Origin of the sequence: Kitasatospora sp. NBC_01287 (assembly GCF_026340565.1) — a bacterium.
Classification (GTDB): Bacteria; Actinomycetota; Actinomycetes; order Streptomycetales; family Streptomycetaceae; genus Kitasatospora.
In genome coordinates this window covers 7,278,801-7,299,931 of sequence record NZ_JAPEPB010000001.1, presented here as the reverse complement: position 1 = coordinate 7,299,931, position 21,131 = coordinate 7,278,801, and the positions used below count along the sequence as shown (strand labels likewise).

Sequence of the window (21,131 nt, the reverse complement as noted above, 5' to 3'; positions counted from 1 at the left end):
TGATCATCACGGCGCGCACCGCCGGGGCCACAAATCTCCCGGCCGCGAGATACTCGCGGCAAGATTAGTGCCAATACTCCGTGACGCTCGTGATCCTTTGCGACAGTATCCTGTATCACCACTAGGCGCAATGAACACATTGCGATGATCCACACTCCCAAGGGAACGCAATGTGAAGCTCTCGTGCGCTCCTTTGATTGTGCGCGCGCATCCGTGCGCAGGCCCGCCGAATCGTCGCGGCGGGCGGGGCAACGTGGCTAAGGTGGCGTTGCACCCACCGCGCGGCTGATCCCTGATGATCAGTCACCGCCGGTCCTGCGGCGAACGGTTGCGGCATCGCCCGACCGATCCTCTCCAAGCACAGTGGCCATCGGTCCGTGCTGAACCGCCATCTCGTCACAACCGCTTCGGCATCACACAGAACAGGAGATACGCGTGCAGATCGAAGGAAGCGTCGCGCTGGTCACCGGCGGAGCGTCCGGCCTGGGCCTGGCAGCCGTCCGCGAACTGCGCGACCAGGGCGCGTTCGTGGTCATCCTCGGTCGTTCCTCGCGAGGAAAGGAGGTCGCGGACGAGCTGGGTGAGCGCGTCCTCTTCTCCGCCGGCGACGTGACCAGCCAGGATGACGTCAGCGCCGCGATCGAACTGGCCTCGTCCCTCGGCACGTTGCGCATCGCGGTGAACTGCGCCGGGATCGGCAACGCCATGAAGACGGTGGGCCAGAACGGCCCGTTCCCGCTGGCCGCCTTCAGCAGAGTCGTCCAGGTCAACCTGATCGGCAGCTTCAACGTCATCCGGCTCGCCGCGGCACGGATGTGCCAGACCGAGGACGACGAGGCGGAGCGCGGGGTCATCGTCAACACGGCCTCGGTGGCCGCGTTCGACGGCCAGATCGGCCAGGCCGCGTACGCGGCGTCGAAGGGCGGCATCGTGGGCATGACCTTGCCGATCGCCCGGGACCTGGCCCAGTCGCGGATCCGGGTGGTCACGATCGCGCCCGGCCTGTTCCGCACCCCGCTGTTCGACGCCCTCCCCGAGTCCGCCGTCGAGGCACTGGGCCGGCAGGTGCCGCATCCGGCCCGACTCGGTGACCCTTCGGAGTTCGCCTCACTCGTCTCGCACGTCGTGCAGAACCCGATGCTCAACGGCGAGACGATCCGGCTGGACGGCGCCATCCGGATGGCGCCGAGGTGACCGAAGCCGACTGAGCCTGCGGCCCGCTCCTCGGCGAGCGGGCCGCCGGCTCCGTACTGGGTCGTACTTGGGTGGCTCGGCGGTGCGTCCAGCCGGGATGCCCGGCGTCGCGGGCCCGGCGGGAACTGTCAGACACGGCCTAGGACCACTGCGGCTCGGACACGATCTCCAGGACGGCGGCGCCGAAGTTGAACCCGTGGCCCAGGGCGGACAGCACCACCTTGTCCCCTGGCCTGACCGCCTTGTTCTCCAGCAGGTCGGCGAGCCCGGCGAACTGGTCACCTGCGCCCAGGTGCCCGAGGCGGCGGCCGAGTTCCCAGTTGGTCTGGGTGACGTCGACGCCCGCGATCTCCTTGACAGCGTCCCAGTCGACCTGCGTCGCCCCGGAGTGCGGGTAGATGAAACGGGCGACCTCCTTGATGTCGACACCCGCTTCGCCCATCGCCGCCAGCATCGAGGACTGCTGCCCGGCGGCCAGGGCCGTGGCGATGTCCGTCACCTGCGCGGCACCTGAGACCAGGAACTCCTTGAGGCGCTGCCGCATGTTGATCGGCCAGCCCTGCTCGCCGGCGACGCTCTCCCACTCCCCCGTTCCTCGGTACATCCCCTCGAAGGCGGTGTCGGAGATCACCGCGGTGGACAGCAGGCGGGCGACGCCCGCGCCGCGGGTCAGGACCACCGCGGTCGCTCCGTCGCCGCGCGGCGCCCCCTTGTCCGAGCGGTACCGGTCGAACATCGGCAGCTGGTACTTGTCACTGGTGGTGATGAGGGCGGCGGCGGGCGCGGGGCGGGCGGCCAGGTGCGCCGCGACCAGGTCGAGCGCGCCGAGGCCACCGTTGGACGCCTGCTGGAGCTGGATCGCCGAGGCCTGACCACCGATGGTGCGGGCCTGGATGTACGAGGCGGGTGCCCAGTGGTCAAGCCCCTGGAAGCCACCGCTGGTGACGTGCGCGACGAGGGTGTAGTCCTCGTGAGCGGCTCGGCTCCGGCCTACCGCCAGCCGGGCTGCGTCCACGGCCATGTCGGCGTGGCTGGCGTCGTCCACGACGCTGACGCTCACGAGGTCGTCCGCCTCGCACTCCGCGGGGTCGTAGCGCCCCTCCTCGGCCGCCTGCCGCACGTCCTCCAGTCGCCCGAGTCTGGTCGCCACCGCGTCTATGTAGATGTTGTTCCAGAGCATGTTCACGTCTCCCTAGTCGGCTCGGCCGAAGTATGCGGGTTGGGTGATGGAACGCTCCCGGTCACGCCGAAGACGGCGGCGTCCAGCCCGCCGTCAGCACGGCAACGCCCTGTCGCCCCCTGTGGAAGCTGTCCGAAGTCTCATGGCGAGACGCAGCTGATACTCAGTCAGAGGGCATGCGTGACAGGCTTGTGCGCGCGACCCCCGTGATCACATTCGTAACTTAACACGCAGCAACCACAGCTGAAAGAGCATCAGACCAGGGTGCCGCCCCCGACACGAAGCGCTACTGCCGTACGGACGGCGCGGGCTCGCGAGTCTGCTGCACCCGCTGCTCGGCGCGTTCGGCCTTGGCGAGCAGGAGCGCGGGAGCCGTCGCGCACAGCCCGATGGCCAGCACCCACCAGAACGCCGTGCCGAATCCCGCCGCCTGCTGCGCGGGGGTCGTCGCGCTGTCGAGCCGGCTCTGCAGCACGGCGGCGAGGATCGCGGTGCTGAGCGAGCCGCCGATCCGCTGCAGCACGTTGGTCTGGATCGTGGCATCGGCGATGGCTGTGGGCGGGATGACGCGGAAGGCCGCGGTCATCACGGGCACCATGGTGGCGCCGATGCCGAAGCCGCGGACCACCATGACGGCGCCGAGCAGCCAGTAGGAGGTGTGCGCGCCGACCAGGACGAACGGGAGCGTGGCCACCACGCTCACCAGGCCACCGAGCAGCGCGGCCCGCCCGATGCCCAGGGACTGGATGAACCGCGATCCGGTACCGACGGCGATCGCGACGCCGATGCTCTGCGGGATGAGCAGCAGGCCGGTGGCGACCGGATCCTGGTGCCGCACGATCTGGAAGTACAGCGGCATCAGGATGACCGAGCCGAACAGGACGGCGCCCAGGAAGAAGTTGGCGACGGAGGCCGCCGTGTAGCGGGTGTTGCGGTACAGGCGCAGATCGGTCAGCGGAGCGGCGGCGCGCAGAGCGTGCACCACGAAGACCCCCAGCAGCAGCACACCGCCCACGGCCCACGGGAACACGTTCCAGGAGAAGAAGTCACCGTGCGTGCCGAACTCGGTGAGTCCGTAGGTGAGTCCGACGCAGCCGAGCGCGAGCAGCGCGAAGCCCAGCAGGTCGAGGCGGCCGGCTCCGGCGGCCTCGTCGCGCGGCAGCAGCCGCAGTGCGAGGACGACGATGAGCGCGCCGATCGGCACGTTGATCAGGAAGATCCACCGCCAGCCGGCGTGGTCGAGCAGCAGCCCGCCGACGGCCGGGCCGAGGATGGGAGCGAGGATCGTGGGGACGCCGGTCACGCTCATGACCTTCGCCAGGCGCTCGGGGCCGGCGGCACGCACCGCGATCATCTGCGCCACGGGTGCGGCCACCGCCGCCGCGGCGCCCTGGACGGCGCGGAAGGCGATCAACTCGCCGACCGAGTCGGCCAGACCACAGGCCAGCGAGCCTAAGGTGAAGGTGGCGATGGCCACCGCGTACACGCGCTTGGCCCCGAAGCGGGCGGCGGCCCAGCCTGACACCGGCAGCACGGCGGCCAGTGCCAACAGGTAGGCGGTGACGAGCCATTGAATGGTCGACAGCGGAGCGTCGAAGCGGTCGGAGAGCGAGCGCAGGGCCACGTTGACGATGCTGGAGTCGAGGAACGCCAGGAACGACCCGAGCGTCGTCACGACGAGCACCCTGCGCAGGGCGGGAGAGAAGGGCATGCGGAACAGATCTCCGTTCATTTGCATACTACTGAGAGCGCCGAATCGGGCATGACAGCGCTCCAGACTATAGGGACGGATGCTTCACGGTATCCACGTTCGACGATCACGGACAACGCCCAACTACCCTCTGGGAAGATCCAGTCGACCGGAAGTGCCTCCCGGCGCCCATTGATCTCGCCCCTGGCGTCTGGGTAGGGTTCTGTAGACAAACGGGGGTGAGTCAAGCATGTTCGACGTGTAGGCGTTCTGACCGAGTCACGGCCGACTCCTGCGATTGCGGGTGCCGTGGCCACCGCGCCGGTCGAGAGGCATTCAAACAGTGCCTCGGGCAGCCCTGCCGCTATCCGCGGAGCGGGGCGCCACTTCTGACGGCACCGCGCACTCACTCCGGTCAGGCTTGTACGTTACCGACGTTCACCGGGCCTCCACTATTTCGGCTGATAATCCGTCTCCGCGCGGTCCTGCCCCATCCAGGCCGTGTCGGGGCGCCCGGCCATGCGGTCTCGCCCTCCTCGCGCCCGTCGCTGCCGCTCGCGGCGAGCAGGTTCCGGCTGCCGCTCAGCCTGTCCGAATTCTCCTTCGTGCGTGAAAGGCACTGGTACGACGTGGACTTAGACAGCACGGCGGAGACGTCGATCCGGCCCACCACCGGTCGCCCGGAGGGAGTCGTCCCCGAATCGGGTGAGATGCTGCTGCTGCGGCCCGGCTGGGTCGCGCGGGAGGGCGAGCAGGCGAACTCCGCACGGTCGTTCGCCGAACATGTGGTAGTGGTGCTGGGCCAGGCGGGACAGGCGGAGCGCGAGGCGCTTCAGGCCGCTATGCCCGCCGGTGCGGTGTGCCGGTTCGTTGAGGTGGCCGACGGCCCACTGGACGGCCAGTACGCCGAGTTCGTGGAGTGGGTGTTCACCCTGCTCCAAAAGATCCTGCAAGGCGGCGTGCGGCGCCCGGCGCTGGTGCAGGTGGTACTGGTCGGGTCCGCCGGCGCGGGCGCGGAACGGGAGCGGCTGGCCTGCTTCGGCGGGGTGGCGGGTCTGCTGAAGACTGCTCATCAGGAGAACCCGCTGCTGAACGCCCAGTACCTGGAGTGTCTTGACGGGCCGTCAGCTGAGGCCGTGGCCGCCCGGCTCGTGTACGAATCGGCGCACGAGACCGAGCCGGAGGTGCGCTACCGCGACGGCCTGCGCCTGGTGGCCCGGCCCGCGGAGCTGCGCTCGCCCGGGACCGCCGCCGCACCCTGGCGCGAGGGCGGTGTCTACCTCGTCACCGGCGGTGCCGGGGGCCTTGGCCGGATCGTGGCGGCGGAGATCGCCGCTTCGGTGAGCCACGCCACCGTGGTCCTCACCGGCAGGTCACCGCTGGACGAGGAGAAGCGGCGCTCGCTGAACGAGCTGCGCGCCACCGGGCTGGCCGTCGACTACAAAAGGGCGGACGTGGCCGACCGGGACGCGGTGGAGCGCGTGCTGGCCCATATCGCCGACAACTACGGGCCGTTGACCGGCATCGTGCACAGCGCGGGCGTCGTGGCCGACAACTTCCTGATCCGCAAGAGCCCCCAGGAGCTGGCGCGGGTGCTGGCGCCGAAGGTCCGCGGCCTGGTCAACCTGGACGAACTGAGCAGCGGGCTGCCGCTGGAGGCGTTCGTCTGCTTCTCCTCCATCACCGGCGCGTTCGGCAACGCCGGCCAGGGCGACTACGCCGCCGCCAACGCGTTCATGGACACCTACGCGGCCTACCGCAACCGGCTCGTCCACGCCGGCCTGCGCACCGGCGACACGGTCTCCATCAACTGGCCGTTCTGGGAGGAAGGCGGCATAGGCGGCGCCGCCGTCAGGGAGAACCTGCGCACCCTGGGCCTCATCCCCCTGGACACCACCCGCGCCCTCACCGCACTGCGCTACGCCATGACCCCCGAGGACAGCACCCTCACCAACGGCAGGCTGACCGTCCTCGCGGGCACACCCGCCGCCCTCGCCACCTTCGCCGCCCTCGCGGTGACCGACAACTCCCAGCAACCGCCCACCGAACGGAGTCACATGCCGGACAACGACACCGCCCACGCGCTGGAGAGCACCGCGGTCGAACACCTGCGGCGGCTGCTGGCCTCGGTGCTCAAACTCGCCCCCGAACGGCTCTCCCCGGACGCCCCGTTGGAGCGGTACGGGATGGACTCGGTCATCGCGGTGAGCGTGATCGGACAGCTGGAGAAGACCTTCGGACCGCTGCCCCGAACCCTCCTGTTCGAGGTCGAGACCCTCCGCGAACTGGCCCGCTACTTCGCCACCGACCACCCGCAGGCGCTGCGCGCGCTGCTTGGCGAGCCGGCCGCACCCCGCCCGGCCGCACCACCGACCACACCACCGACCACACCACCGACCGCACCGCCGGCAGCACCGCCGGCGACGGCCCCCGCGACGGCGACGGAGCGCGTCGGGGCCGTCGAGCACCGGCCTGGCCGTGACGAGGACATCGCGGTCATCGGCATCACCGGGCGGTTCCCGCAGGCCGAGGACCTCGATGCGCTGTGGGCCAATCTGCGTGCGGGCAAGGACTGCGTCACCGAACCGCCGGCGGACCGTTGGGGCGACTCGACCGGCGCATGGGGCGGGTTCATCGACGGGATCGACCGCTTCGACTCGTTGTTCTTCGGGATCTCGCCGCGCGAGGCGGCCGCGATCGACCCGCAGCAGCGGTTGTTCCTGGAGACCGTGTGGCAGTTGCTGGAGCAGAACGGCGTGACCCAGGAGACCGTCGAGCGGCGCTACCGGCGGCGTGTCGGGGTCTACGTCGGGGCGGCGTACCAGCTGTACCGGGCGGACGAGTCGGATCCCGTGCTGGCGGCGGTCACCGCGGCGACCTCCTACAGCATGATCCCCAACCGGGTGTCGCAGTACTTCGGCTTCGAGGGCCCGAGCCTCGCCGTGGACAGCATGTGCACCTCGTCGACCATGGCCATCCACCTGGCCTGCGCCGATCTGCAGCGCGGCGAGACCGAACTGGCCGTCGCCGGAGGCATCAACCTCTCCGTCCATCCCGACAAGTACACGGCGCTGACCGAGATGCAACTGATCGGCAGCCATCCCGGCAGCCGCAGCTTCCGCGACGGGGACGGCTATCTGCCCGCCGAGGCCGTCGGCGCCGTGCTGCTCAAGCCGCTGTCCGCCGCGCTGCGGGACGGCGACACCGTGCACGCCGTCATCAAGGGCACGGCCTCCCTGCACAGCGGCCGCTCCAACGGCTTCATGAAGCCGAGCCACCGCGCCCAGGTCACCGTGATGCGGAGGGCGTTGGAGCGGGCCGAGGTCGGCGCCGACACCATCGGGTACGTCGAGGCGGCGGCCAACGGCAGCCCGCTCTCCGACGAGGTCGAACTGCGCGCCCTGCGCGAGGTGTTCAGCGGAGTGACCGAGCCGGTCGCGCTGGGCACCGTGAAGTCCAACCTCGGCCACCCCGAGGCGGCCTCCGGCATCGCCCAGCTGAGCAAGGTCATCCTGCAACTGCGCCACCAGGAGATCGTGCCCCTGGTGGCGGTGGGAGTCCCCAACCCCAACCTGGACTTCGCGGGCACCGCGCTGAGCCTGTGCGAGGAGCCGACGGCCTGGCAACCACGCGCCACGGCAGCCCGGCACGGCGACCCTGCTCCGCACCGCGCACTGATCAACTCGGTGGCCGCGGGCGGCAGCCTGGTCAGCCTGGTCGTCGAGGCACCGCCCGCGGTCGGGACCCCCGCTGCGGACCCCCACGACCTCGGGCCCCAGCTGGTGGTGCTGTCCGCCAGGACGCCGCAGCGGCTGAGGACAGCGGCACGACAACTGCACACCTTCCTGGAACGCGACACCGAGGTGGACCTGGCCGACGTCGCGTACACCTCGCAGCTGGGCCGCGAGGCACACCTCGAGCGGCTCGCCGTGGTGGCGGGCTCCGTGGCAGAGCTCCGGCAGTCCCTGGCCCGGTACCTCGCCGACGGCTCCGGGGACGCGGCTGCGGACGCCGAGGGCGCGCTCCCGACCGCGCAGGTCCACCTCGGCAATGCCGAGCAGGACGCGGGACCGCTGGGAAGCGTCCTCTCGGGCCCCTCGGGTGAGGTCTTCCTCACCGGTCTCGTCGCGGAGCGGAACCAGGAGCACCTCGCCGAACTGTGGGTTCACGGAATCGACATCCCCTGGCAGGGACTGCACCGCGAACGCCGCCGGCTGGTACCGCTTCCGCCGACCGCGTTCGAACCGGAGCGGCACTGGATCGGCCGGAAGCCCGGACCCCGCACCCCCGCGACGGCCGAGGCGGTCCCCGACTCCACGAACTCCACGAACTCCACGGTCACCGCAGACTCCACGGTCGCCGCCGTTCCCGACCGGGCCGAGGAGCCCGAGGCCGGCCGGGGCCACGAGACCAGCGCGGACCGCACCGGGCAGCCGCCGGCCCGCACGCTCACCGACACCGAGCAATTCCTGGTCGGCGCCTGGTCGGATCTGCTGCAGATCGACGCCGAACACCTCGACGTGACAAGCGACTTCCTCACTCTCGGCGGCAACTCGCTCCTGGCCACCCGGCTGATGAACCTGGTGAAGGCACGGACCGGAACGGAGTTGCCCGGTCACATGGTCTTCGCCGCGTCGCGGCTGGCAGACCTGGCCACCACCCTGGAGACGTACATCCCGGCTGCGGCAGGCGGAATGCTCAAGGCGGAGCAGTCGATCGTCGACCACATCGCCATGGTCGAGAACCTGAGCGCCGAAGAGCTGGACTCGCTCCTGAGCAGCGGGAACTGAGGAGGAACGACGATGACCGCCACCAATCAGGAGCACGGCGGGCTGGAGTTGGTCCAGCGGTTCAGGACCCTCTCGCCCAAGCAGCAGCGCGCGGTGCGGGCGCTGCTCGAAAAGCAGGGCGTCGACCTCTCGCTGCTGGACGTCATCCCGCGAGTACCCCGGTCGGCCGATGACCTGGCCCCGTTGTCGTCCACCCAGCAGCGCCTGTGGTTCCTCGCGCAGCTGGACGGGTCGAGCGCGGCGGCGGCCTACAACCTCCCGGGCGCGACGCGGCTGCTGGGGCCGCTCGACCGGCCCGCGCTCGTGCGGGCGCTGGACGCCGTGGTACAGCGGCACGAGGCCACCCGCACCCGGTTCGTGGTCAAGGACGGTGTGCCGTACCAGCACGTGGGAGACGGCAGCGAGTTCTCGCTGCGCACCGAGGAGCTCGCGGACCCGGCCCGGTTACCGCTGCTCATGGAGCGCGAGGCGACCACGCCGTTCGACCTGGACCGCGATCCGCTCGTCCGGGTGCGGCTGCTCCGGCTGTCCGAGCAGGAGCACGTCCTGCTGATCACGATGCACCACACCGTGTGCGACGGCTGGTCGTACCGCGTCATCAACCGCGACCTCGCGCTGCTGTACGAGGCCTTCCGCGCGGGACAGCCCAACCCCTTGAAGCCGCTGCCCATCCAGTACGCCGACTTCGCCCACTGGCAGCGGGACTGGTTCGCCGGCGAGGAGTACGCGCGCCGGCTGGACTACTGGACGACACGGCTCGCCGGCGTCAACCCGCGGCTGTCGCTGCCGACCGACCGGCCCCGCCCGCCGGTCAAGACCTACAACGGGGCACGCGAGGTGTTCCGCTGCCCGCCCGCGCTCGTGGACAAGCTGCATGCCGTCGCGACGCAGCACGGGGCCACGCTGTACATGACCCTGCTGGCGGCCTACAACGTCGTGCTGCACCGCTACACGCAGCAGACGGACATCGCCGTCGGCACGGTGGTCGCGAACCGCATCCGGCCCGAGCTGGAGGGGCTCGTCGGCTACTTCGCCAACACCCTGGTGATCCGTGCCGACCTGACGGACGATCCGACCTTCTCCGAGCTGCTCACCCAGGTGCGCAGGACCACTCTGGAGGCGTACGACCACCAGGACATCCCCTTCGAAGCCGTGGTGGAGGCGCTGCAGCTGGAGCGTGACCTCAGCCAGCACTCCCCCGCCTTCCAGACGATGTTCGTGCTGCAGGAGGCGTGGGCCGAGCCGGTGACCAGGGTGGGCGGGCTGGAGCTCCGTCTCCTCGACATCGACATCCCGGTCGCCAAGTTCGATCTCGCCTTCGAGCTCCAGGAGACCCCGGACGGGCTGGTCGGAACCGTCGAGTACAACACGGACCTGTTCGATCGGGAGACGATCCAGCGTCTGGTCCACCACTACACCACGATGCTCGATGTCGTCGCGGACGAGCCCGCGGGGCGGATCTCCCGCCTGCGGATGCTCGACGCGGCCGAGCGCCGGCGGGCGCTGCTGGAGTGGAACGAGCTCCCGGCAGACGTGGAGTCGGCCCAGCGGTGTCTGCACCAGTGGTTCGAGGAAGTGGTGTCGGGGGCACCCGACGCGGTGGCGGTGGCGTACGGGGACGAGTCCCTGACCTATGCCGAGCTGAACGCGCGGGCCAATCGGCTGGCACGTCATCTGCGGCGGTTGGGCGTGGCCCCGGGTGTCCTGGTGGCGCTGTGCCTGCCACGCAGTGAGCAGATCCTGGTGAGCGTGCTGGCGGTGCTGAAGGCGGGGGGTGCGTACCTCCCCTTGGACCCGGCTGTTCCGGCGGAGCGGCTGGAGTACGTGCTGGAGGACGCCGCGCCGCGGGTGCTCCTGGTGGACGGCGCGGTGCCCGAGGGTGTGGCGTGGTCCGCGGGACCGGTCATCGATGTGCGGGTGGACGCCGGGCAGTGGGCCGACGCGTCGGCCGACGACCTGGTGGCCGGTGAGGTGGGGTCGTCGCCGGCCGATCTGGCGTATGTGATCTACACGTCGGGGTCGACCGGCAAGCCGAAGGGCGTGATGATCGAGCACCGGAACGTGACGCGTCTGCTGACGGCGACACGGCAGTGGTTCGATTTCGGTCGTGAGGACGTCTGGCCGCTGTTCCACTCCTTCGCCTTCGACGTCTCGGTCTGGGAGATGTGGGGCGCGCTGCTGCACGGCGGGCGCCTGGTGGTCGTACCGCAGGCCGTCACCCGCAACCCGCGAGAGTTCTACGAACTGCTCTGCGCCAACGGGGTGACGGTGCTGAACCAGACCCCCAGCGCCTTCGGGCAGTTGATCACCGCCCAGGGCGACCAGGGCGCGCCGCACCGGATCCGGGCGGTGGTGTTCGCCGGTGAGGCGCTGGACGTGGCGGCGCTGGAGCCGTGGATGCGGCGCCCGGTCAACCGCGGCACCCGCCTGGTCAACATGTACGGGACCACCGAGACCACTGTGCACGCGACACACCGGGTGGTGACGGAGGACGACACCGACAGCTCGGCGAGCCCGATCGGGCAGCGGATCCCCGACCTGCGGACGTACGTCCTGGACGGGCACGGCGAACCGGTCCCCGTCGGCGCCGTCGGTGAGATCTACCTTGGCGGCGCCGGCGTGGGACGCGGCTACCTGAACCGCCCCGAGCTGACCCGGGAGCGCTTCCTGCCCGACCCGTTCAGCGGGCGACCCGGCGACCGCATGTACCGGACCGGCGACCTGGCCCGCCAACTGCCGGACGGCTCGATGGAATACCTGGGCCGCAACGACGACCAGGTCAAGATCCGCGGCTTCCGCATCGAACTCGGCGAGATCGAGGCCGTCGTCGGCCGGCACCCCGCCGTGCTCTCGTGCGTGGTCGCGGCTCGCGAGGACCAGCCGGGCAACAAGCAGCTGGTCGCCTACGTGGTCCTGGCGGACGGGCAGGCTGGGCAGGTTGAGCAGGCGGAGCAGGAGCAGCGCACAGAGTTGCGCCGGCTCGCGGAACGCGCGCTTCCGGAGTACATGGTCCCCAGCGCCTTCGTCATGCTGGAGAGCCTGCCCCTCACCAACAACGGCAAGCTCGACCGCAGGGCCCTGCCGGCCCCCGGCATCGACGCGTACACCCAGCGGGAGTACATCGCGCCGAGCACCGCCACCGAGCGTGCGCTGGCGGCGGTCTGGGCGGACCTGCTGGGCTTCGATCCGGACCGGGTCAGCGCGCACGACAACTTCTTCCAGCTCGGCGGCCATTCGCTGCTGATCACGGTCCTGGTGGCCAGGCTCAAGGAACTCGGCTTCGACGTCCCGGTCCGCAGCGTGTTCAGCAGCCCGACGCTCGCCCGGCTGGCGACGGAGATCGACGCCGGCACGGCGGGCCCGGCGTACCAACCGCCGCCCAGCCTGATCCCCGACGGCTGCGAGCGCATCACCCCGCAGCTGCTTCCGCTCATCGACCTCGACCAGGCGCAGATCGACGCGATCACGGCCACCGTCCCCGGCGGCGCGCCCAACATCCAGGACATCTACCCCCTGGCCTCCGCGCAGGAGGGAATCCTCTTCCACCACCTGCTCGACCCGGACAACGACCCGTACCTGGTCTCCCTGCTTCTGGTCGCCGAGAACGAGCAGGTGTGCGTCCGGTTCACCGAGGCGTTGCAGGCGCTGATCGCGCGCCATGACGTGATGCGCACAGCGGTGATCACCACCGGGCTGCCCGAGCCCGCGCAGGTCGTGTACCGCAGCGCCCGGCTGACGGTGGATCGGACCACGCTGGATCCGCACGCCGACATCGAGCAGCAGGTGAACACCCTGCTGGACCAGCCCGCGCGGATGCGGGTCGACCAGGCCCCCATGCTGCGGCTGCTCGTCGCCGAGGACCCGGGCTCCGATCGCCGGTACCTGCTGCTGAGCGCCCACCACCTCGTCGAGGACGCCACCACCCTGTGGCTGTTCCTCAAGGAGATGGCGGTCCACATGGCCGGCCGCAGCGAGGAGCTGGCGCCCGCCCCGCCCTACCGCGACTTCGTCGCCCACACCCTGCACCAGACGGCGTCGGCCGACGGGGAGGCCTACTTCCGGGCCGCCCTCGGCGATGTCACCGAGCCGACCACGCCGTTCGGGCTGACGAACGTGCGCGGGGACGGGCACCAGTATCCGCAGCTGCGCCGAGCCATGCCGGTGGAGCTCACCCGTGACCTGCGGGCCCAGGCGATGCGGCTGCGGACCAGCCCGGCCTGCCTCTTCCACGTCGCCTGGGCCTGTGTCGTGGCCGCAGCGAGTGGACGCGACGATGTCGTGCTCGGCACCGTGCTGTCCGGACGCCTGCAGGGGGTGCCCGGAGTGGAGCGGATGCTGGGCAACTTCATCAACACCCTTCCGCTGCGGGTGCGGCTGGCCGGGCGTACCGTCCGTGAGCTGATCAGCGAGGTCGACGCCGGCCTCCAGGAGCTGATCGCCCGTGAGCAGAGCCCGTTGAGCCTGGCACAGCGCTGCAGCGGCCTGGACGTCGATACGCAGATCTTCAGCGCGGTGGTCAACGTCCGGCACTTCGACGGGGTGCCGGGCGCCGAGACCTCCCCCCTCGAGGACCAGGGCATTCACTGGCAGGGGGAGGCGGACGCGATCAACTACCCCCTGGTGGTGTCGCTGGACGACTTCGGAGCTGAGTTCGCGTACCACGTCCGGGTCGACGACTCGGTGGCCTGCGAGACCCTGGTGGACTACGTCGAGACGGCGCTGTCCGGGATCGTCGCCGCCCTCGCCGCCGACGACGGTGCGAGCACTCCCGCGCTCGCCATCGAGGTGCTGTCCCCGGCCGAGCGCCGACGGGTACTGACCGAGTGGAACCAGCCGCCGGCGGCCCTGGCCGCCCCGGCCCGGTGCCTGCACGAGTGGTTCCAGGACGTGGCCAGGAAGACCCCCGACGCGGTGGCGCTGGAGTACGAGGGCCGCACGCTCACCTACCGCGAGCTGAACGCGCGGGCGAACCGGCTGGCCCGGCACCTGCGCGGGCTCGGCGTCGGCCGCGACGTGCTGGTGGCGCTGGCCCTGCCCCGCAGCGAGCAGCTGATGGTGTGTGTGCTGGCGGTCCTGAAGGCGGGCGGCGCCTACGTGCCGGTCGACCCGACGGTCCCGGTGGAGCGGCTGCGCTACATCCTCGGGGACAGCCGGCCTCGGGCCCTGTTGACGGACGGGCCGCTGCCCGAGGGCCTGGACACCTCCGGGGTTCCGGTGGTGGACATCCGGGTCGACGCCGATCGCTGGGCGGACGAGCCGGACGGTGACCTGGCCGGTACCGCGGTCGCACCGGCGGACCTCGCGTACGTGATCTACACGTCGGGGTCGACCGGCGCGCCCAAGGGCGTGCTGGTGGAACACCGCAACGTGACACGGCTGTTCACCGCCACCGAGGAGTGGTTCGGCTTCGGTGGCGAGGATGTCTGGACGCTGTTCCACTCCTTCGCCTTCGACTTCTCGGTCTGGGAGATGTGGGGCGCGCTGCTGTACGGCGGGCGCCTGGTGGTCGTGCCGCAGGCCGTCACCCGCAACCCGCGAGAGTTCTACGAACTGCTCTGCGCCAACGGGGTGACGGTGCTGAACCAGACCCCCAGCGCCTTCGGGCAGTTGATCACCGCCCAGGGCGACCAGGGCGCGCCGCACCGGCTGCGGACGGTGGTGTTCGGTGGTGAGGCGCTGGACGTGGCGGCGCTGGAGCCGTGGATGCGGCGCCCGGTCAACCGCGGCACCCGCCTGGTCAACATGTACGGAATCACCGAGACCACCGTGCACGTGACGTACCGTCCGCTCAACGCGGCCGACGCCGACGGTTCGGCGAGCCCGATCGGGCAGCGGATCCCCGACCTGCGGACGTACGTCCTGGACGGGCACGGCGAACCGGTCCCCGTCGGCGCCGTCGGCGAGTTGTACGTGGGCGGGGCGGGTGTGGCCCGCGGCTACCTGAACCGCCCCGAGCTGACCCGGGAGCGCTTCCTGCCCGACCCGTTCAGCGGGCGACCCGGCGACCGCATGTACCGGACCGGCGACCTGGCCCGCCAACTGCCGGACGGCTCGATGGAATACCTGGGCCGCAACGACGACCAGGTCAAGATCCGCGGCTTCCGCATCGAACTCGGCGAGATCGAGGCCGCCCTCGCCCAGCACGGGACGGTGGCGCAGAGCGTCGTCCTCCCGCAGGAGTCCGGCGACGGCCGCACCCTGGTCGGGTACGTGTGCCCGAGCCCCGAGTGGCTCGACGAGGTCGCCCAGGAGCAGAACGCCACCCTCGTCGAGCAGTGGCAGCGGGTCTTCGAGGACGAGTACGCCGGGTCCCAGGACGCGGACACCTCCGACGACCTCAACCTGGCCGGCTGGGAGAACAGCTACACCGGCGAGCCCATCCCCGTGTCCGACATGCGCGAGTGGATCGACGGCACGGTCCGGCTCATCGAGGAACTGCGGCCCAAGCGGCTGCTCGAGGTCGGCTGCGGCACCGGGCTGCTGCTCCTGCGCTACGCCGGGGCCTGCGAATCGGTGCACGCCCTGGATCTGTCCGCCTCCGCGCTCGACGACGTCCGCAGGGGCGCGGAGCGCCGCGGCTGGTCGCACGTCACGCTGGCCCAGGGAGACGCCCTGTCGGCGGCGGCACTGCCCGAGGGCACGTTCGACACCATCGTGGTCAACTCGGTGGTCCAGTACTTCCCGAACCGGCTCTATCTGGAGGAGGCCATCGCCCGGTTGCTGCCCCTCCTCGCGGAGGGCGGCCGCATCCTGATCGGTGACGTCCGCAACCTGGACCTCCTCTCGGCCCACCTGGGCGCGGTGGAGCGGAGCAGGGCGAGGTCGGGCACCACGGCCGGAGCGCTGGCCGCGCGGCTGCGACGCCGCCGGCGGCACGAGAGCGAGTTGCTCCTCAGCCCCAGCTACTTCGCCCGGTTGGGCGAGCGGTTCCCCGAGCTGGGAGCCGTCGACCTCATGGTCAAGCGCGGGGTGGGCGACAACGAGATGCTCGCCTACCGCTACGACGTGGTGCTGACCAAGTCGGCCGTCACGTCCGTGGCGCCGCTCGCATGGCTGGAAGCCGCCGACCCGGGAGCGCTGCGCGACCTGCTGGACGGCGATCTCCCCAACCGGTTCGGTGTCACCGGCCTGACCAACTCCCGGATCAGGGAGGACGTGCGGGTCGCCGAGGGGGTGACCCTCTGGTCACCCGGTCATGAGGTGGCGCCACTGCCCGGTGAGGCACGGCTGTCCGCCGCGGCCGCCGCGGAGGCCAGGGAGCTCGAAGCCCTGCTGCGGCGTGCCGAGGAGCTCGGCTACCGGGTGTCGGCCACCTGGTCGCAGAGCCGCCTCGACGGCCTGGACCTGGTGTTCGGCCGGGGCGAGCTGCCCCCGGTACAGGCCCGGGCCCCCTACCGCGCACCGCACCTGGCGAACGTGCCGCGGCTCGCCGACCTGGTCCCCGCCGTGGCCAGGCTGCTCAGGGAGCACCTGTCCACCCGCCTGCCGGAGTACCTGGTCCCCAGTGCCTTCGTGCTCCTCGAAGAGCTCCCCCTGACACCCAACGGAAAGATCGACAAGCGGGCACTGCCCGCCCCGGACGAGAACGACGTGGCCAAGGAGGCCTACGTCGCGCCGCACACCGATGCCCAGCGGACGCTCTGCCGCGTGCTGGAGAGCACGCTGGGGACCGGCAGGATCGGCATCAGGGACAACTTCTTCGCTCTCGGCGGGGACTCCCTGCTCGCGGTCCGGCTCGCCATGCGGATCCGGCAGGAGACCGGTACGGACATCTCCCTCCAGGCGGTCCTCACCAGCACCACCATCGAGGAGATGGCCTCGGCGCTGGAGCAGTCGGCGACCACCCCGGCAGTCGAGCCGTTGCTGCCGGCTGCCACCGAACAGGCGGGTGCCCAGGCCCCGCTCTCGCTCCAGCAGCGGGAGTTGTGGTTCCTGGACTGGCCGGAACACCTGGGCGCCTCGTACCGCAACGCCCAGCTGACCCTGCGGATCACCGGCCGGTTGGACCGTGACGCCTACACGCGCGCCGTCCGGGCCCTGGTCGAACGCCACCCCGTCCTGCGCACCGGGTACGTCCGCGACGAGGAGGTCACCCAGCGGGTGACCGACGGCGCCGGCTTCACCGTCAACGTCATGAACGTCGACGACCAGGACGCGGCCATCGAGTGGCTCCGGGCCGAGCGGGTGCGTCCGTTCGCGCCGGACGACCGGGCCATGCTCCGCGCGCACCTGCTGGTGCTGTCCGAGAGCGAGCACGTCGTCGCCTTCACCAGGCCGTGGGGCGTCTTCGACGGATGGTCGGTGAACCTCCTGCTGGCGGACCTGTTCGAGATGTGCCGCGCGTTCAGCAAGGGGGAGGAGCCCCGACTGACGCCTCTGCAGCTGACCTACGCCGACTTCGCACGCTGGCAGAGCCGCACGGTGGATGCCGCGGAACTCGGCCGGCAGGAGGAGTACTGGCGCCGGCAGCTGGCCGGGCTGCCCGCCTGCTCGTCGCTGCGCACCGACTACCCGCGTGGCCCGGTGAGGTCGTATCAGGGCGCCTCGGTGGAGTTCGAGATCCCCCTCGACCTGCTCACCCGGATCCGAGCGCTGAGCCAGGAGGAGGGCGTCACGCTGTACACGGCCCTGCTGTCGGCGTACGCCGTCCTGCTGGGCGGATACACCCGGGACCGCGAGCTGGCGATCGGCACGCCGGTCGCCAACCGCCCCGGCCCGGAACTGGAGCACGTCGTCGGGATGTTCGTCAGCGAGCTCGTGATGCGGCTGGACGTGACACGGGACCGGGCGTTCACCGCCGTGCTGGCACAGGCCAAGCAGGTCATGATCGAGGGGCAGCAGCACAAGGACCTGCCGCGCGCCGACCTGGTCCGCGCCCTGGTGCCGGAGCCCGACCCGGCCTGTCCCCCGCTGTCGCAGGTGATGTTCAACCTGCTTCCGAGGCCGGCGTCCGCGCCGGGCGGTGCCGACGGACCGGCGGAACTCCAGGTGACCCAGCTGCGCTCGGACCCCGGTCCGGCGATGTTCGACCTCACCCTGACGGCCACTGAGACCGAGTCCGGCGTGCGCTGCTCCCTGGCGTACAGCACCGACCTGTTCGCGCGGGGGACGGCTGAGCGCATGGCGCTGTACTACGAACGCCTGCTGCGGGAGATCGCGGCAGCCCCGGAGGCGGACCTGGACGCGCTGCGGGCCAGGGCCGGCCTGCCCGAAGAGGTCTGAACCACCTGCTGCCGCACCCGGCGCCCGCAGCAGGTCGCCGGTGCGGGTGCGGGCGCCCGTACAACCGATGAACCGATGAACCGATGAAAGGAATCCACTTGCGATTCGGACTGTTCTACGAACTGCAGCTGCCGCGCCCCTGGCAGCCGGACTCCGAGCTGAAGCTGGTTCAGGAGGCGCTGGAGCAGATTGAGCTGGCGGACCGTCTCGGTTTCGACTACGCCTGGGCGGTGGAGCACCACTTCCTCGAGGAGTACAGCCACTGCTCCGCTCCTGAGGTCCTGCTCGGCGCGGCGAGTCAGCGCACCGAGCGGATCCGGCTCGGGCACGGGATCGCCGTGCTGCCCCCGGGGATCAACCCGACGGCGCGAGTGGTCGAGCGGATCGGCATGCTCGACCTGCTCTCCAACGGCCGTATCGAGTTCGGCACCGGAGAGTCGAGCACCCTGATGGAGCTCTCCGCCTTCGGCGTGGAGCGCGAGACCAAGCGTGACCAGTGGCTGGAGGCCGTCAACGCCGCGAGCCGCATGTTCGTCGAGGAGCCGTTCGCCGGCGTTGACGGCAAGTACGTCAAGATGCCGCCGCGCAACGTCATACCCAAGCCGCTGCAGAAGCCGCACCCGCCGATGTGGACGGCCTGCAGCCGGCAGGAGGGCCTGGTGTACGCCGCCCGCAACGGCCTGGGCGCGCTGACCCTCTCGTTCGTCCAGCCGGACGAGGCCAAGAAGTGGGTGGGGGACTACTACGCGACAATCACTTCCGAGGAGTGCGTGCCGGTAGGCTTCTCCGTCAATCCCCAGGTCGCCATGACGGCGTACCTGATGTGCCACGAGGACGAGTCCGTGGCGCGTGAGCGCAGTCTCGCCGATCACCAGTTCTTCGCGCGGTCGCTCTCCTACTACTGGGGCGTGGGGTCGCCGGCGCCCGGGCAGACGGTGCTGGCGGATCAACTGGGCCTCGACCTCGCCAGGGACTCCGTAGGAACGTTCCCGCAGCAGCTGGACGGGGCGCACGCCGCGGTCGGGACCCCTGAGCAGATCCGGCAGCAGCTGCGGGAGTACGAGGCGGCCGGCGTCGACCAGATCCTGCTGATCGCCCAGTCCGGGCGCATCAAGCATGAGCACATCTGCGAATCGTTGGAACTCTTCGCCAGGGAGGTCATGCCGGAGTTCGCCGAACGCCACGAGAAGGCCGAGGCGGAGAAGACGGCGCGGCTGGCCCCGGCCATCGAGGCGGCGCTGGCACGCCGCCAGCCCCCGCAGAAGGTGGACCCGGACTACCGCGTTCCGCCGACGATCCAGCCGCCGGGCGCGATCGAGCGTCTGTGACCCTGCGGTTGGTCGGGGACACCGCACCGCGGTGCCCCCGACCGGCCAGCGGGACGGCCGCACCACGTGCCCCTGGCGCCAAGAGTTAAGATCCCACTCACGTGTGTGACACACGAACAAGTGGGCGGCGACCAGTAGTACGGGGGGCACATGGAGATCCGGTTCGGCATACGCGGGCTCTTGACGATTCATCGGCACGGGAAGCCGCGGCCGACCTCGGAGCACCCGTGCGTGAGGAGGGGGTGACCCTGAAGAACGACTACGCCTACCCCGCCCGCACGGCTGACACGGCCCGGAGCGAGGGCGCGTCCCCGTCGGTCGATCGGCTGCCCGAGGCCGCGCCGGAGCGGCGGCGGTGGTGGCGCCGCGGGCAGTGGGAGGTGCTGCTGCTGGTGTACGCGGGCTACGACGGGAGCCGGCTGCTCGTCAGCGGCAACCGGCCGCAGGCGCAGCAGCACGGGCGGGACCTGCTCTCCATCGAGCGCGCGCTGGGCCTGAGTCCGGAGCACTGGCTCAACCACGCCTTCGCCGAGCACGCCTGGCTGGGCATACCCGCCGACTTCGTCTACGCCACACTGCACTACGCGGTCACGGCGGTGGTGCTGTTCTGGGTGTGGCGCTACCGCCGCGAGCACTACGCCCGCGCCCGCACCTGGCTGCTGCTGACGACGGCCCTGGGACTGGTGGGGTTCGTGGCGTTCCCGACCGCGCCGCCGCGGCTGCTCGACAGCTCCTCGGGGTTCATGGACATACTGGCGCAGCACGCCTCGATCGGGTGGTGGAGCGGCGGGGGCGGCGTGCCGAAGGGGCTCGCCGCGGTGACCAACGACTACGCGGCGATGCCGAGTCTGCACGTCGGCTGGGCCCTGTGGTGCGGGCTGCTGCTCTTCCGTCACAGCCGCAGCCGGGTGCTGCGGCTGCTCGGCCTGCTCTACCCGGCGGCCATCGCCGTCGTGGTGATGGGCACGGCCAACCACTACCTGCTGGACTGCGTGGCCGGGGTCGCGGCGACCGTGCTCGGCCTGCGGGGCACCGGGCCGGCGACGCGACTGGGCGCGTGGATCGGCGCGAAGCGGGCGGCCCGCCGAGCGTGAACGCCGGGGCCGCGAGGGGGCCTCGGCGCACGCCGCGGGGCGGACCCGTCAGCCGAGGCGGCCGATGTGTGCGAGGGCGCGCTTGAGCAACGCGCCCTGGCCGCCGGGCATCTCGTTCTGCACCAGCGCGGAGGCGGCCTCCTCGGGGCTGAACCAGACCAGGTCGAGGGCGTCCTGGCGCGGGCGGCAGTCGCCGGCCACGGGGATGACGTAGGCGAGGGAGACCGCGTGCTGGCGGGGGTCGTGGAACTCGGTGACGCCCAGGGTGGGGAAGTACTCGGCGACGGTGAACGGCTGTACCGAGACCGGGATGTGGGGCAGCGCCACCGGTCCGAGGTCCTTCTCCAGGTGCCGCAGCAGGGCGTCGCGGATCCGCTCGTGGTGCAGCACCCGGCCGGAGACCAGGGTCCGGCTCACCGTGCCGTCCGGCCCGATCCGCAGCAGCAGTCCGACCTGTGTGACCTCTCCGGCGGCGTCGACGCGTACCGGCACCGCCTCGACGTAGAGGATGGGCATGCGCGCCCGCGTCGTCTCCAGCTCCTCGGGAGCGAGCCAGCCTGGCGTGGTCTCCGTGGTGTCGGTCATGGGCTGATCGTATGTCCTCCGGCTCACCCGGCGCTGGTGCCCCGCTGG

At 70.9% G+C, this 21,131-nt stretch carries 8 protein-coding genes; 5 read left to right on the top strand and 3 right to left on the bottom strand.

The genetic code is table 11. From position 1 onward, the window contains the following. Nucleotides 1–435 precede the first annotated feature (435 nt). Nucleotides 436–1,194, top strand: coding sequence for a 3-hydroxyacyl-CoA dehydrogenase (locus tag OG455_RS32005; protein ID WP_266299735.1), 759 nt, complete (start codon nt 436–438; stop codon nt 1,192–1,194). Between the two features lie 139 nt (nt 1,195–1,333). On the opposite strand, the gene OG455_RS32000 is transcribed toward OG455_RS32005, so the two are convergent. Beyond that, nucleotides 1,334–2,374 (bottom strand): ketoacyl-ACP synthase III family protein, encoded by a 1,041-nt coding sequence (locus tag OG455_RS32000; RefSeq protein WP_266299733.1) that lies wholly within the window; start codon nt 2,372–2,374, stop codon nt 1,334–1,336. A 286-nt stretch (nt 2,375–2,660) separates the two neighbouring features. Further along, a complete protein-coding gene (locus OG455_RS31995; RefSeq protein WP_266299731.1) occupies nt 2,661–4,085 on the bottom strand; it encodes a DHA2 family efflux MFS transporter permease subunit in 1,425 nt (474 codons plus the stop codon). Between the two features lie 608 nt (nt 4,086–4,693). Between OG455_RS31995 and OG455_RS31990 the strand changes: the two genes are divergently transcribed. The 4 genes from OG455_RS31990 to OG455_RS31975 all read left to right on the top strand — a co-directional run bounded on the left by OG455_RS31990 (nt 4,694) and on the right by OG455_RS31975 (nt 20,498). After that, nucleotides 4,694–8,854, top strand: coding sequence for an SDR family NAD(P)-dependent oxidoreductase (locus OG455_RS31990; protein WP_266299729.1), 4,161 nt, complete (start codon nt 4,694–4,696; stop codon nt 8,852–8,854). A gap of 12 nt (nt 8,855–8,866) precedes the next feature. Further along, complete coding sequence (locus tag OG455_RS31985; protein ID WP_266299727.1) at nt 8,867–18,076, top strand: non-ribosomal peptide synthetase; 9,210 nt, start codon at nt 8,867–8,869, stop codon at nt 18,074–18,076. Nucleotides 18,077–18,174: 98 nt separating this feature from the next. Then, entirely contained in the window at nt 18,175–19,404 is a 1,230-nt protein-coding gene (locus OG455_RS31980) for an LLM class flavin-dependent oxidoreductase (protein ID WP_266299725.1), read from the top strand. 242 nt (nt 19,405–19,646) lie between these two features. Then, nucleotides 19,647–20,498 carry a phosphatase PAP2 family protein gene (locus OG455_RS31975; protein WP_266299723.1) on the top strand — a complete coding sequence of 284 codons (852 nt, stop codon included), beginning with the start codon at nt 19,647–19,649 and terminating at the stop codon, nt 20,496–20,498. 48 nt (nt 20,499–20,546) lie between these two features. Here OG455_RS31975 and OG455_RS31970 read toward each other — a convergent pair whose 3' ends face one another. Then, entirely contained in the window at nt 20,547–21,083 is a 537-nt protein-coding gene (locus OG455_RS31970; protein ID WP_266299721.1) for an NUDIX hydrolase family protein, read from the bottom strand. Between the last annotated feature and the right edge of the window lie 48 nt (nt 21,084–21,131).

Bases quoted from the DNA above. Each gene is read 5' to 3' on its own strand.
- OG455_RS32000 (WP_266299733.1), bottom strand. From the start codon at position 2,374: ATGCTCTGGAACAACATCTACATAGACGCGGTGGCGACCAGACTCGGG.
- OG455_RS31995 (WP_266299731.1), bottom strand. From the start codon at position 4,085: ATGCCCTTCTCTCCCGCCCTGCGCAGGGTGCTCGTCGTGACGACGCTC.
- OG455_RS31985 (WP_266299727.1), top strand. From the start codon at position 8,867: ATGACCGCCACCAATCAGGAGCACGGCGGGCTGGAGTTGGTCCAGCGG.
- OG455_RS31970 (WP_266299721.1), bottom strand. From the start codon at position 21,083: ATGACCGACACCACGGAGACCACGCCAGGCTGGCTCGCTCCCGAGGAG.